11 protein-coding genes are annotated in these 13,404 nt (G+C 59.5%); 7 read left to right on the top strand and 4 right to left on the bottom strand.

The window, feature by feature from the left end; genetic code table 11:
• Positions 1 to 98: 98 nt before the first annotated feature.
• From L0H65_RS05525 to L0H65_RS05510, 4 genes are read right to left on the bottom strand one after another with little or no spacing between them, the layout of a single operon-like run.
• Positions 99 to 911 (bottom strand): enoyl-CoA hydratase family protein, encoded by an 813-nt coding sequence (locus L0H65_RS05525; protein WP_301457837.1) that lies wholly within the window; start codon positions 909 to 911, stop codon positions 99 to 101.
• A complete protein-coding gene (locus L0H65_RS05520) occupies positions 908 to 1,354 on the bottom strand; it encodes a MarR family winged helix-turn-helix transcriptional regulator (protein WP_301457836.1) in 447 nt (148 codons plus the stop codon). Before L0H65_RS05520 ends, L0H65_RS05525 begins: the two co-directional genes overlap by 4 nt.
• A complete protein-coding gene (locus tag L0H65_RS05515; protein ID WP_301457835.1) occupies positions 1,351 to 2,091 on the bottom strand; it encodes an SDR family NAD(P)-dependent oxidoreductase in 741 nt (246 codons plus the stop codon). The genes L0H65_RS05520 and L0H65_RS05515 overlap by 4 nt, the downstream gene beginning before the upstream one ends.
• A complete protein-coding gene (locus L0H65_RS05510) occupies positions 2,088 to 4,370 on the bottom strand; it encodes a bifunctional salicylyl-CoA 5-hydroxylase/oxidoreductase (RefSeq protein ID WP_301457834.1) in 2,283 nt (760 codons plus the stop codon). The genes L0H65_RS05515 and L0H65_RS05510 overlap by 4 nt, the downstream gene beginning before the upstream one ends.
• A gap of 153 nt (positions 4,371 to 4,523) precedes the next feature.
• Here L0H65_RS05510 and L0H65_RS05505 point away from each other — a divergent pair, with 153 nt between their 5' ends.
• From L0H65_RS05505 to L0H65_RS05475, 7 genes are all read left to right on the top strand, one after another.
• Positions 4,524 to 5,639: a 3-hydroxyacyl-CoA dehydrogenase NAD-binding domain-containing protein gene (locus L0H65_RS05505; protein ID WP_301457833.1), complete on the top strand. Its 1,116-nt coding sequence runs from the start codon at positions 4,524 to 4,526 to the stop codon at positions 5,637 to 5,639.
• 195 nt (positions 5,640 to 5,834) lie between these two features.
• Complete coding sequence (locus tag L0H65_RS05500; protein WP_301457832.1) at positions 5,835 to 6,806, top strand: hypothetical protein; 972 nt, start codon at positions 5,835 to 5,837, stop codon at positions 6,804 to 6,806.
• Positions 6,807 to 6,954: 148 nt separating this feature from the next.
• Entirely contained in the window at positions 6,955 to 7,797 is an 843-nt protein-coding gene (locus L0H65_RS05495) for a flagellar motor protein MotB (RefSeq protein ID WP_301457831.1), read from the top strand.
• 116 nt (positions 7,798 to 7,913) lie between these two features.
• Entirely contained in the window at positions 7,914 to 9,221 is a 1,308-nt protein-coding gene (locus L0H65_RS05490; protein WP_301457830.1) for a flagellar hook protein FlgE, read from the top strand.
• 31 nt (positions 9,222 to 9,252) lie between these two features.
• Positions 9,253 to 10,707 (top strand): flagellar hook-associated protein FlgK, encoded by a 1,455-nt coding sequence (gene flgK / locus L0H65_RS05485; protein WP_301457829.1) that lies wholly within the window; start codon positions 9,253 to 9,255, stop codon positions 10,705 to 10,707.
• A gap of 1 nt (position 10,708) precedes the next feature.
• Complete coding sequence (locus tag L0H65_RS05480; RefSeq protein ID WP_301457828.1) at positions 10,709 to 11,719, top strand: flagellin; 1,011 nt, start codon at positions 10,709 to 10,711, stop codon at positions 11,717 to 11,719.
• Positions 11,716 to 12,810 carry a flagellar basal body P-ring protein FlgI gene (locus tag L0H65_RS05475; RefSeq protein WP_301457827.1) on the top strand — a complete coding sequence of 365 codons (1,095 nt, stop codon included), beginning with the start codon at positions 11,716 to 11,718 and terminating at the stop codon, positions 12,808 to 12,810. The genes L0H65_RS05480 and L0H65_RS05475 overlap by 4 nt, the downstream gene beginning before the upstream one ends.
• Positions 12,811 to 13,404 lie beyond the last annotated feature (594 nt).

The raw sequence follows: 13,404 nt of genomic DNA, 5'->3' as shown, positions 1-13,404 counted from the left end.
CTCACCTCTCCTCGAGATCTTGTTTTTTTTTGGGGGGGGGGGGGGGGGGGGCCCCCCCCCCCCCCCCCCCCCCCCCCCGTTTGCCGCATGACCCGCCGTCAATCCCCCGCGAACACCGGTTTCTCCTTCGCCACAAACGCGCGGTAGGCCCGCTCAAAATCACGGGTCTGCATGCAAATCGCCTGCGCCTGCGCCTCGGCTTCAATCGCCTGCTCCAGCCCCATGTTCCATTCCTGATTGATCTGCGTCTTGGTGATCCCATGCGCAAAACACGGCCCCGCCGTCAGGCGCTGCGCCAAAGCCAGTGCCTCCGCGTCCAGCGTATCCTCGGAATGCAACGCATTCCAGAACCCCCACCGCTCCCCTTCCGCCGCCGTCATCACCCGCCCGGTGTACAACAGTTCCGCCGCGCGGCCCTGCCCGATGATGCGCGGCAGCATTGCACAGGCGCCCATGTCGCACCCCGCAAGCCCGACCCGCGTGAACAGGAACGCACATTTCGCCCGCTCCGTCGCAAGCCGCAGATCCGACGCCATCGCGACAATCGCACCCGCCCCGACACAAATTCCGTCCACCGCTGCGATAATCGGTTTTTGGCAACCAATCATCGCCTTGACCAGATCCCCGGTCATTCGGGTAAAAGCCAATAGCCCTTTCATATCCAACCCTACCAGCGGCCCGATAATGTCATGCACATCGCCGCCCGAACAGAAATTCCCACCGTTAGAGGCAAAGATCACCACATCCACATCCGTTGCATAGGGAATCGCGCGAAAGGTATCGCGCAACTCGGCGTAGGATTGGAACGTCAACGGGTTCTTGCGGTCCGGGCGATCCAGCCGGATCGTTGCAATCCGGTCTTTCACTTCCAACAGGAAATGTTGGGGTTTCAGTTCAGCCAGCATGGTCATGCCACATCCTTCCGCAGTTTCTTCAACACACCGGTCAGCACCTCGATCTCCGCCTCGGTCAAAGACGAAAACACGGTGTTGACCTCGCTCTCATGGCCGATCGCCACCGACTCGAACACCCGCAACCCCGCCTCGGTCAGTGTGACCTGCACAGTTCGCCGGTCGCTGGCCAAAGGAGTGCGCTTAGCCAACCCGTCTTTTTCCAGCCTATCGACGACCGCGGTTGCATTGCCGTTGGAGACCAGCAACATCCGGCTCAACTCCGTCATGGTGATCCCCTCGCGTCGCCGCCACAGAGCCGCCATCACGTCAAATCGCGGCAATGTGGTTTCATGCTCCAGCCGCAAATGTTCGCGCAACTGGTTTTCCGCCCCGCGCGTTACACCAAGCAGCCGGATCCACAGCTTCAGTCGCCGTTTGGACAGGCCGTCAGGCTCAATCATACCTCACCCCCGGACAGTGCGATGGCTTGGCCATTAACGGAATCAGCCCCCGGTCCACAGAGCCAGAGCGCGGTCGCCGTGACCTCGTCGGGGCGGATCAACCGGCCTTGAGGGTTGCCGGAACACAGTGCCGCGCGCGCCTCGTCAACGGTCTTGCCGGTCTTGGCGATGATATTGGCGACGGAGCGTTCGGTCATTTCGGTATCGAGAAAGCCGGGGCAAATCGCGTTTACCGTAATCGGCTTTTTCGCCACTTCCAGCGCAAGGCTTCGGGTCAACCCAATCACCCCATGTTTCGCCGCAGCATAGGGCGCGGCATAGGCATAGCCTTTCAATCCTGCCACCGATGCAATCGAAATCAACCGCCCCCAGCCCGGCATCTGCCGCAAGCCTTCGCGCAGGGTCAGGAACGCCCCGGTCAGGTTGACGGCAAGCATCGCATGCCACTGCTCAAGGCTGGTTTTCACCACAAGCCCGCTTTCCGCCGCACCCGCATTGGCAATCACGATATCGCAAGCACCCGCCTCGGCAAACATCGCCCGAACCGAATCTTCCTGCGTCACATCGGCAGCAATTGCGCGGATACTCGGGTTGGCGAGCGCCAGTTTCTTCAAAGGCTCCAACCGCCGGCCCGTCACCACCACTTCGGCACCCGCGCCCGCAAACCCCCGCGCCATATCGGCCCCGGTGCCGGTGCCACCGCCAGTGATCAAGACCCGTTTGCCCAGCAGCATCATGCCCGCATGACCTCCGCTGCGCGTTCGGCCAGACGCCGCGCCTGATCGGCGCCCGGACCGTATGGCAGCGGCCAGCGCGTCGCCTCGTCGGCAAGCTGGATCGCGGCATGCAAGGTCCAGTAAGGGTCCGCCAGATGCGCGCGTGCGATGCAGACCAGATCGGCACGGCCCGCGATCAGGATGGAATTGACGTGATCGACCTCAAAGATATTGCCCACCGCCATCGTCGCGATATGCGCCTCGTTGCGGATGCGGTCGCTGAAAGGGGTCTGGAACATGCGGCCATAGATCGGGCGCGCATCGACGCTGGTTTGCCCGGCAGACACGTCGATGATATCGGCACCGGCTTCGCTGAATGCTTTGGCGATCTTCACGGCTTCTTCCGGGGTCACGCCTTCATCGCCAACCCAATCATTCGCGGAGATTCTCACTGACATCGGTTTTTCGGCAGGCCATACCGCGCGCATCGCAACAAACACCTCCAACGGATACCGCATGCGGTTTTCCAGTGCGCCGCCGTATTCATCAGAGCGAATGTTCGATTTCGGGCTGATGAAACTGGAAATCAGATAGCCATGCGCGGCGTGGAGTTCGATCATGTCAAACCCGGCCCGCGCCGCCATTTCCGTTGCTGAAACAAACTCCGCCTTCACCCGGTCCATATCGGCCCGGTCCATCGCTTTCGGTGCAGGATTCTTCGATGACCACGGCAAGGCAGAGGCTGACATCGTGGGCCAATTGTCGGCCTGCAACGGCGCATCCATCACCTCCCACCCCAGTTGGGTAGAGCCTTTGCGCCCGGAATGGCCGATCTGGCAGCAGATTTTCGCGTCCGTTTCCGTGTGGGCAAAATCGACCAACCGCTTCCATGCCGCCTCATGCTCCGGCGCATAAAGTCCGGGGCAACCGGGGGTAATGCGGCCTTCCGGCGAAACGCAGGTCATTTCGGTGTAGACCAATCCCGCACCACCTTTGCAGCGCTCGGCGTAATGCACAAAATGCCAATCGGTCGGGCAACCATTCACCGCCTTGTATTGCGCCATGGGTGAGACGACGACCCGGTTTTTCAGCGCCATATCGCGCAGCTTGAACGGTGCAAACATGGGTGCGCGGCCCGCAGCACCCCCCGATTGCGCCGCAAACCAATCCTCGGCGGAACGCAGCCAGTCCGGGTCACGCATGCGCAGGTTCTCGTGGCTGATCCGCTGTGAACGGGTCAGCAGGGAATAGTTGAATTGCACCGGGTCGAGGTCAAGATAGCGCTCGATTTCTTCAAACCACTCGGTCGAGTTGCGCGCCGCCGATTGCAGGCGCAGCACGTCCACGCGGCGTTCCTCCTGATAGCGGGCGAAAGCGGTTTGCATATCCGGTTCGGTATGCAGGTATTCTGCCAGCGCAATCGCGCTTTCGATCCCCAGTTTCGACCCGGAGCCAATGGAAAAATGCGCGGTGGCCGAACTGTCGCCCAACAGCACGACATTCTTGTAAGACCAGTTTTCACACAGCACGCGCGGGAACGACAGCCAGGCCGAACCGCGAATATGGTTGGCGTTTGAGATCAGAGCATTGCCGCCCAGATGATCCTTGAAGATCGCCTCACAGGTCGCGATGCTTTCCTCTTTGCTCATCTCGCCAATGCCGAAGGCATCATAGGTCGCCTGCGAACATTCGACGATAAACGTCGCCATATCCGCATCGAATTGATAGGCATGGGCCCAGACCCAGCCATGCTTGGTTTTCTCGAAAATAAAGGTAAAGGCATCGTCGAATTTTTGCTTGGTGCCAAGCCAGACAAATTTATTCAAGCGAGTATCGACCTCGGGTTTGAAATGCTCTGCAAACTCCTGCCGGACGGCGGAGTTGAGGCCATCGGCGGCTACGACGATATCATAGTCGTCCATATAGCTTGCGGCAGGCTGCGCCGGGGTCTCAAAGCGCAGATCAACACCCAACTCCCGCGCACGGTCTTGCAGATCAAGCAGCAGCCGCTTGCGCCCAATGCCGCAAAAGCCGTGGCCGGATGACTTTACGCGCGTGCCTTTGTGGACCACCGCGACATCATCCCAATAGGCGAAATTGCCCCGGATCGTCTTTTCGGAAACCGGGTCGTTCCGCGCCATATTCGCCAGCGTTTCATCCGAAAGCACGACGCCCCAGCCGAAAGTATCATCAAAGCGGTTTCGTTCCAGCAGAGTGACTTGATGGTCCGGATCGCGCAATTTCATCGAAATCGCGAAATAGAGACCCGCAGGCCCGCCGCCAAGAACCAACACTTTCATCCGAGTCTCCCCCTTCCGGAATATTTCGTCAGACTGCCACCGCTTGAAAATCATTTCAAGTTTGAAATTTCAAACTTGTGTTTCGGTCGCGGTGGCGCAAGGGTATGATGGGACCGACCGGAAAGCAGATCGGATCGCAGGGTGGGGATCGAGATGGAAGTGATTGGCATTGTCGGTTTGGGCATCATGGGACTTGGCATCGCGCAGGTTTATGCCGCAGCCGGACATCGGGTTCTCGCGACCGATGGACATGACGCAACGCGCGACGCTGCAAAATTGCGGCTGCGCCAAAGTCTTGCCCGCCGTGTTGCTGCCGGAAAGCTGACAGATGTTTCGATGGCGGCAACGTTGACCGCGCTGGAGGTGGTGCCGGACATCGCGGACATGGGCGAATGCGATCTGGTTATTGAGGCGATCGTCGAAAAGCTGACAGCAAAACAAGGGCTGTTCGTGGCACTGGAATCCATTCTCCGCCCCGATGCGATCCTTGCGACCAACACCTCGGCGCTGTCCGTTGGCGAAATCGCCGGTGCTTTGAATCGGCCGGAGCGGCTTCTGGGCCTGCATTTCTTCAATCCCGCCCCTGCGATGAAACTTGTCGAACTGGTCACCCGCCCCGAAAATGCGCCTGATGCGGTGGAAACCGCGCGGGCTGTGACGGAACAGGCCGGCAAAACCGTGATCCAATGCGCGGATCGTCCTGGCTTCATCGTTAATCGCTGCGCCCGCCCGTTTTATGGTGAGGCTTTGGCGATGCTGGAAGTAGGCATCCCCGCAGTTGAGATTGACGCAGCGATGCTGGCGGCGGGGTATCGGCTCGGGCCGTTCTCGCTGATTGATCTGATCGGTGCGGATATCAACCTTGCAGCGACTCAAGGGCTATATGACGGGATGAACGGCAACCCGCGATACTATATCTTCCAAAACCTGCGCGATCAGGTCGCATCGGGCAATCTGGGGGCTAAAACCGGCAAGGGCTTTGTCACCGGCCAAAGCATCACCGCAAAACCCAATGACGCCATCGCGCTGCGGATCGAGGCGACACTGGCGAATGAGGCGGCAAGCCTGTTGGACGAAGGCGATGTTTCTGCCGTTGCCATTGATCAGGCGATGAAACTTGGGCTGAACTATCCGCGCGGGCCGTTTGAATCGGCGCGGGCATGGGGATTTGGCGAAATCCGCGCGATGTTGCAACAACTGGAGGAAAAGGCACCCACCCATCTGAAGGCCCGCTACCGGATCAGCCGCAGTCTTGCTGAGATGGTTTGAGCGGAAATCAAGCGTCCGGCAACCGCATGCGAAGTCCTCGTGCTGCGAATGATCGGGGCCAGCGTCACCCTACTGAAACACTTTCCGACGCCCTGCGCAAAGGAAACCTATGTTTTAACGTAGGTTGAGCGACGCGGGGCTAGCTAAAACAATAATGGTTCGGCTATCTTTACGGATGTAGAGTTGGAGTCGACCATGGCCACCGTCTTTCAGTCCAGTCGCTTTGTACGCCTAAGCCTTTTCGAGCCTTGCGCGACAATCTCTCTGGCCGCCCCGACGTTGGCGAACCACCTTGGGCTGACAATAACGCAAGCGGTGGCGCGGCTTTCCAACCCTCCGGCAACCTTGGCGGATCAGTTGGAACGTGAACAGGCGATGCGATTGGCCGACCTGCTGGCAGCGATTGGAGTGCCGGTGCGGCTGGAACCCGTACTGGCGGAAGATACGCCGAATTGCACCAGCTCCATGCTCTATGATTTTTCGATTCAACCGGGGGAATCGGCGGATCTGGCGGATCTTGCGCGCGAGTTGGCGCTCGCCCTGCCAACCTTTGCGCTGTCCGATGCCACCCGCAACCCGCGGTTCATCCACAAAGCTCTGGCCGGGCCGGGCGGTCTGGTGCTGCGCGGCCAGACCCTTGACCAAATCACCGAAATCCGGCGCGCAGCGCGCAGGATCGCAGGGCTGCGTCTGACTGCTTCTTGTCCTGCGACGGCATTGTATGACATCATTCTGGACCCACGCGCGCCAGCCCCTCTGCCGCAGGAAGTCACCACTACGTTGAGCAACCTCGGATTATCGTCTTGTAATCTGACCTGTGCTTTGGCCTGCCGCGTTGACCATGCCACCGCGGCGCATGTGGTTCGTCGCTTCTCTCACTTCGGCCTCAGTGCGTTGAACCGGGATTTTCAACGGTTTGATCTGTTCCTGACGGGTTTGCGAAATGTCTCCCCGCGCGAGTTGGCGGATTTTCTGGTGATACGGTCAGATTTGCCGCGCCAATTACTGGAACGCATGCCGCGCGCCTTGCGGATCGAAACCGCTTTGACGCGCGCAAATGCTTTGGCGTTTCAGGCGGATTACGCCGCGTTGGGGCTGGAAACCTGTGCGCGATTGCGGCTTTGCCATTCAAACAAACCGCATAGGGCGGACCCGGTTGCACCGTGATGCCTGCGCGTCTCACGGTGGCATGATGACCACAGGCGGGCTCCGGAAGGGCGCTTCGCATCGCGAAAGTCGTGAAAACTCTACAGGTTAATATCGCCTTCATCGCGATCGGGTACACCTGAACGCGGGTGTATGAATGGGTGGTGTGATGGACGGGCAATCAAATGCCAGGCCAGTCATCATCAAGCGGAAGAAAATTGTTCAAGGCGGCGGGCACCACGGTGGGGCGTGGAAAGTGGCCTATGCTGACTTTGTGACGGCCATGATGGCCTTCTTCATGCTGATGTGGCTGTTGAATGCAACGACGGAAAAGCAACGCAAGGGGCTTGCCGATTACTTCAGTCCGACGATTCCGGTCAACCGGATATCGGGCGGCGGCGATGGCGCTTTTGGAGGTGACAGCGTGTTCTCGGAGGAGGCGCGGCCGAGCGATGGCACCGGCGCGAACAGCGCCCAAGCCACGGCAGAGCAAAAGAACGGCGGCGAAGGCGGCGTTTCCGCAGGGATGTCGCAAAGTGAGATGCGGGCGCAGGCGGCGGAGATTGAAAAGGCCCTGACCGCGCGCAGCGGCGAGAGCATGACAATGGAACGCGCCTTACGCCATGTCGTGACCAAAGTGACCGACGAGGGGCTGGTGATCGAGATTTTCGACTTGGACGACGTGCCACTTTTCGATGGCCTGACCGCAACACCACAGCCTGTCATGCGCGATATTGCCAAACTATTGGCTGAGGTCTTGTCAATCACCACCAACAAGCTGGCGGTGAACGGGCATGTCCGCTCTTTCCCGATCACCTTGATCAACAACCCCGCCTGGGCAATGTCTTCGGCACGAGCGCAAGCGACGCGCCGCCTGCTGCAAGAGGCGGGCATTGATTCGGAGCGGATCACACGGATCAGCGGCTATGCGGACCGCAAACCGGTGACCGCAAACCCGATGGCGATCCGCAATAACCGGCTGGAGGTGGTTTTACTGCGGCGTGATCGTTAGAAGCTGGCCGAGAGAAAGGAATATCGGATCAAGTTTTAGCTATTAGGCTGATCTTAAGGCGCGCGATGCAGTTTGGGCCATGACCAACGGGTCCAAGCAGCAGAAAGGCGCTAATTATGACGATTTCCTCCTCGCTCAATGCCGGGGTGGCCGGGCTGAATGCCAATGCCACGCGGCTTGCGACAATTTCCGACAACATCGCGAATTCCGGCACCTATGGCTATAAAAGGGCCAGCGCCAATTTTGAAAGCATGGTGATCTCGCAGGCAAGGGGCGCGGGCGTTTATTCGGCGGGCGGCGTGCGGGCATCAACCAGCCGCCTGATTGATGAACGTGGAGCATTGGTCGGCACTTCAAATGCGCTTGATCTTGCGGTTTCAGGGCGTGGAATGCTGCCGGTTACGTCCTCGGTGGGCCTCTCTGACGGCATTTCCAACAGTTCCATGATGATGACAACAACGGGATCATTCCGCCCCGATGCCAACGGCACGTTGCGGACGGATTCCGGGCTCGTCCTGCTGGGCTGGCCTGCGGACGCAGATGGCTCCATTCCGGTTCTGCCACGCGATACGGTGTCGGCGCTGCAACCCGTCACGATCAACGCGAATCAACAGGCGGGGGATCCAACCACGGCGATGAAACTTGGGGTCAATTTGCCGGCAACCAGCACGATGGCAAGCGCATCTGGTGACATGTTGCCAGTATCTGTCGAGTATTTTGGTAATCTTGGCACATCCGAAACCCTCGATATCTCTTTCACGCCCACCATCCCCGGCAGCGGGTCATCAAATGAATGGTCCATGGTCATCAAGGATTCTGCGCAAGCCGGGGCCACCATCGGCGAGTATACCCTGACCTTCGATGACACCCGCGGGGCCGGTGGCACATTGCTTGCGGTCACAGCCGTTTCAGGCGGTGCCTACAATTCCGCCGATGGCACGTTGGCATTGACCGTCGCGGGCGGACCATTGACGATGACGCTCGGCAAGTTGGGCGACCCAAATGGCTTGACGCAGCTTTCAGACAGTTTTGCCCCAACCTCCATCACCAAGAACGGCTCGCCTGTCGGCAACCTGACAGCCGTAGAGGTGGATGAAAACGGTTACATCAACGCGACCTACAACACCGGTTTCACGCGCCGCCTGTATCAAATCCCGTTGGTGGATGTCCCCAATCTGAACGGTCTGATCGCGCTGAACAACCAAACCTATCAAATCTCACCTGACTCGGGGTCGTTCTTCCTGTGGAACGCTGGAGAGGGGCCGACGGGTGCTGTTGTTGGTTATGCCCGTGAAGGATCGACCACCGATGTCGCCGCCGAACTCACCGCGTTGATCCAGACGCAGCGGGCCTATTCCTCCAACGCCAAGGTCATCCAGACCGTGGATGAGATGTTGCAGGAAACTACCAACATCAAACGGTAAGCCCAAATTCAACCAGTAAAGGACTGATCGGATGAGCATTTCAGGCTCCATGTCGAGCGCCCTGTCAGGGCTGAACGCCGCTGCGCGATCCGCCGAGCTGATTTCCTCCAACATCGCGAACGCGCTGACCCCAGGCTATGGGCGTCGCGGATTGGAGATGTCCGCGCGCCGGGTTGGCGCTGGCGGGCAAGGCGTGCAGATCAACAGCGTCACGCGGGAAGTCAATCTTGTTCTGATGGCGGACCGTCGCGTCGCCGATGCCGCAGCAAGCAATATGGACACGCGCGCAGGCTTTCTGCAACGGATCGAGGCCAGCATCGGTGGCCCCGAAAATGCAGGCTCGCTCAGCGCCCGGATTGCAGCGCTTGATGCCTCGCTGCTCGCCGCAGCGGCACAGCCCGAAAGCACTGTACGACAGGGTCAGGTTGCCGATGCGGCAAATTCCCTTGTGCAGGGCATGCGCGCCATTTCGACCGAGGTGCAGTCTGCGCGTGGCCGCGCCGACCAACAGATTGCCGCTGACATCAACACCCTGAACAGCACGCTGGGCGCGATTGCGGAATTGAACCGCAGCATCGGCGCTTCAACCAACGGCGGGCGCGACACCTCGGCCCTGCTCGATCAACGCCAGCAGTTGATCGACCGAATTTCCACCATCGTTCCATTGCGCGAAGTCGCGCGGCAGAATGGCAGCGTCGCGCTCTTTACAACCGGCGGTGCCATATTGCTGGAAGGTAAAGCGGCAACCATCGGCTTTGCATCAACCGGGTTGATCACACCCGATATGACTCTCGCCTCCGGCGCGCTGTCGGGGCTGACGATCAACGGGCGATCCGTCCGCAGCGACGACACCGGACCGATGGCGGGGGGATCATTGGCCGCAAACTTCGCAATCCGCGACGACATCGGCACCGCTGCGCAAAGCAATCTGGATGCCCTGGCGCGCGATCTGATCTCACGGTTTCAGGATCCGGCTTTGGATTCGACGCTTGCGCCGGGCGACGCCGGCCTTTTTACCGATGCGGGCGCGGTATTCGCCCCGGCGAATGAAACCGGGCTTGCTGCGCGATTGGCGTTGAACCCGGCGATTGATCCCGACAGCGGCGGCGCGCTCTGGCGTTTGCGTGATGGTCTGGGCGCAGCAGTCCCCGGACCGGTGGGCCAATCTGCGCTGCTCAACGCCATGCAAACCGCATTGAACGCGCCCCGCCCCACACAGTCCGGCCCGTTCGCGGGCGCAACCCGCGGCCTGTCCAACCTGTCGGCGCAACTCATTTCCAGCGTTTCGGCCCAGCGGCTGTCACTGGAAACCGACGCGACTTATGCGTCCGTGCGGTCAACCGCGCTGCATCATCTGGAACTGCAAAACGGCGTCGATACCGACAGGGAATTGCAGGATTTGCTGGTGGTCGAAAAAGCCTATGCGGCAAATGCCAAGGTGATCCAGACCGCAGATGACATGATTCAAATCTTATTGGGGATGTAGCATGGCATTGATCAGCCTTGGCGACATGGCGCAAAACTTCATGTTGCGCCGCATGACAAGCAGCTTGAAACTCGACGCGCGCATCGCCGCACAAGAGTTGACCAGCGGCCGAACTGCCGACAGTGGCAAGGCGCTGCGCGGCGATCATTCGCGCCTTGCCGGGATTGAGACGAGCCTCAACCGGCTCAACGGCTATCGAAGCGCCACGGATGCAGCGGCGCTGACCGCAGGCGCACAACAACAGGCTCTGGGCGTGGTTGACAGGCTGACTGACGGGCTTGCAATCTCATTGCTGGATGCGGAAACGCTGCACCATGGCGGCATGCTCAACGCGCGCATTGCTGACGCCACCGAGCGGTTTGAGGCGGTCATTTCCGCGCTGAATACCCGACAAGGTGAAAAGACCCTGTTCGCTGGTATCGCGAGTGACACGCGTGCCGTCGCTCCCTCGGGCAGTATTCTCACGGCCGTTGAGACAGCGATATCTGCCGCAGGGGCGGTCAGTGCTGCGGATATAGAACTCGCGGTGGATAATTGGTTCAACGCGTCGGGCGGTTTCGCCGCCCTTGGCTATACCGGTGGGGCCAGTCAAACGCCGATCAGCGTTTCTGCCGAAGACAAGGCCGATCTTGCCATCACCGCAGCCGATCCGGCGCTGCGTGATACGCTGAAATCCTTGACGCTTGCAGCTTTGGCTGGGCGGCCAAGCGTGGCTCCGAACGCTGACACGAGGGTTGACCTGGCGCGGCGGGCCGGTGGCTTACTTTTGCAGGCGAATTCGGATCGCGCGGTTCTCAGCGGGCGTCTCGGGGTCGTGCAGGCCCGTATTGATCAGGCGCAGACGCGCAATCAAGCCGAAAGTACCGCTTTGCAAATGGCGCGTTCCGACCTGCTGTCGGTTGAGCCTTATGAAGCGGCAACCCGCATGGAAGCTGCGCAAAACCAGCTTGAAACGCTCTATTCCGTGACCGCGCGCCTATCGCGCCTCAGCCTGGTGGATTTTCTCAGATGATCAGAATTCTCCTGCTTTGCATCTGCTTGCCCGTCTTCGCCGCCGCCAGCCCCATCCGCATCAAGGATCTGGTGGAATTCGACGGGGTGCGTGGCAACGATCTCGTCGGCTATGGCCTCGTTGTCGGGTTGAACGGAACCGGTGACGGCATGCGAAACGCGCCGTTTACCGAAGAAATCATGACCAACCTGCTGGAGCGTCTTGGTGTCAACGTGAACGGCGAACAGTTCCGCCCGAAAAATGTTGCGGCGGTGTTTGTCACTGCAAGCCTGCCACCCTTTGCACGCATGGGCGGGCGGATTGACGTTACCGTTTCGGCAATAGGCGACGCAAAAAGCCTGCTCGGCGGGACATTGGTGATGACGCCGCTGAACGGAGCCGATGGTCAGGTCTATGCGGTGGCACAAGGCACAATTATCGCAGGCGGCGTCTCGGCCGAGGGGGCGGCGGCGAAAGTCGTCCAAGGGGTTCCGACCGCCGGCGTCATCCCTTCTGGTGCGCGGGTGGAACAGGAGGTTGAGTTCGACTTTACCGCTTTGCGCAATATCAGGTTGGCGCTTCGGAGCGCGGATTTTACCACCGCAGGACGCATAGAATCGGCGATCAACACCAATTTCGGACGTCGCGTTGCGGTCATGCTGGACGCAGGCACCGTGAACCTTGATCTTGCAGCGACCCGAATGGCTTCACCTGCGCATGTTCTGGGTCGGGTGGAGAATATTATGGTCGAACCGGAAACGCGCGCGCGGGTTGTGGTCGATCAACGCTCCGGAACCATTGTCATGGGTGCAGATGTGCGGATCAGCCGTGTTGCAGTAGCGCAAGGTGGGCTGACACTGCGGGTCGAGGAGGCGCCGGTCGTCGTGCCGCCCAATCCCTTCAGCGCGGGCGAAAGCATCGTGGTGCCGCGCAGTACCGCAAGCATCAGTGCGGCCCCCGGCAACGGCATGGCGGAGATTGAGGGCTCCACCAATCTCTCAGCGGTCGTGGCAGGTCTGAACGCCCTCGGCGTGGCGCCGACCGACATGATCAACATCCTGAAAAGCATCAACGCCGCCGGGGCGCTGCATGCCGAATTTCTGGTGAACTGAGCCTTGATGTTGGATGGATGGGCAACTGGACTGTGGTGCTTGCCCTTCGAAAAGCCAGAGCGATCCCGCCCTTAGCTGGGTATCCCGGCAGGGCAGACGGTCAGGTCACGGACCAGATATGCGATTGGATCGTACTACGAGCGATACCAAAGCAATGGCCCCTAGTCTGAACTTGGTCAGGATCATCGGGAGAACAAAACTGTCCCACTGATACTACTGGTCCCATCTAGTAGCCTTGTGCCATTTTTCCTTTCAAATTGGTTACCTGTTCGGCATCAACTATGCAATGAATCGATAAATGACATATTCAAAAATGGACTACGACAGTGCTTTAAGAAGGTAGATTTGATGGTAGAATTTGTTGATACACGATGTAAGAGGCACAAGTGACAGGACACAATCACTACCCTTCATGCACTTGCGGTTGGTGCATTGGCGGCGGAAATAGCGGCGGCCAACCAACTCGGCGCTCGTATCAAAATGAGCTAACCATTGGAACAGCGTATGAACGCCTCAAGCGTCTAAATGTAGATAGCTATTGACCTGCCCCCCGAGGCTCCCTCATTCATAACGAGAGTTTGCGGGTTTGGGTTT

This window comes from Pseudorhodobacter sp. (assembly GCF_030452865.1).
In the GTDB taxonomy this organism is placed as follows: domain Bacteria; phylum Pseudomonadota; class Alphaproteobacteria; order Rhodobacterales; family Rhodobacteraceae; genus Pseudorhodobacter.
Note: the sequence above shows the minus strand (reverse complement) of the source record. Positions and strands in the feature narration are given on the sequence as shown.

Coding starts and splice junctions, on each gene's coding strand:
- flgK (WP_301457829.1), top strand. CDS start 9,253: ATGAGCATTTCAGGCTCCATGTCGAGCGCCCTGTCAGGGCTGAACGCC.
- L0H65_RS05525 (WP_301457837.1), bottom strand. CDS start 911: ATGACCATGCTGGCTGAACTGAAACCCCAACATTTCCTGTTGGAAGTG.
- L0H65_RS05505 (WP_301457833.1), top strand. CDS start 4,524: ATGGAAGTGATTGGCATTGTCGGTTTGGGCATCATGGGACTTGGCATC.
- L0H65_RS05520 (WP_301457836.1), bottom strand. CDS start 1,354: ATGATTGAGCCTGACGGCCTGTCCAAACGGCGACTGAAGCTGTGGATC.
- L0H65_RS05510 (WP_301457834.1), bottom strand. CDS start 4,370: ATGAAAGTGTTGGTTCTTGGCGGCGGGCCTGCGGGTCTCTATTTCGCG.
- L0H65_RS05490 (WP_301457830.1), top strand. CDS start 7,914: ATGACGATTTCCTCCTCGCTCAATGCCGGGGTGGCCGGGCTGAATGCC.
- L0H65_RS05475 (WP_301457827.1), top strand. CDS start 11,716: ATGATCAGAATTCTCCTGCTTTGCATCTGCTTGCCCGTCTTCGCCGCC.
- L0H65_RS05515 (WP_301457835.1), bottom strand. CDS start 2,091: ATGATGCTGCTGGGCAAACGGGTCTTGATCACTGGCGGTGGCACCGGC.
- L0H65_RS05495 (WP_301457831.1), top strand. CDS start 6,955: ATGGACGGGCAATCAAATGCCAGGCCAGTCATCATCAAGCGGAAGAAA.
- L0H65_RS05500 (WP_301457832.1), top strand. CDS start 5,835: ATGGCCACCGTCTTTCAGTCCAGTCGCTTTGTACGCCTAAGCCTTTTC.
- L0H65_RS05480 (WP_301457828.1), top strand. CDS start 10,709: ATGGCATTGATCAGCCTTGGCGACATGGCGCAAAACTTCATGTTGCGC.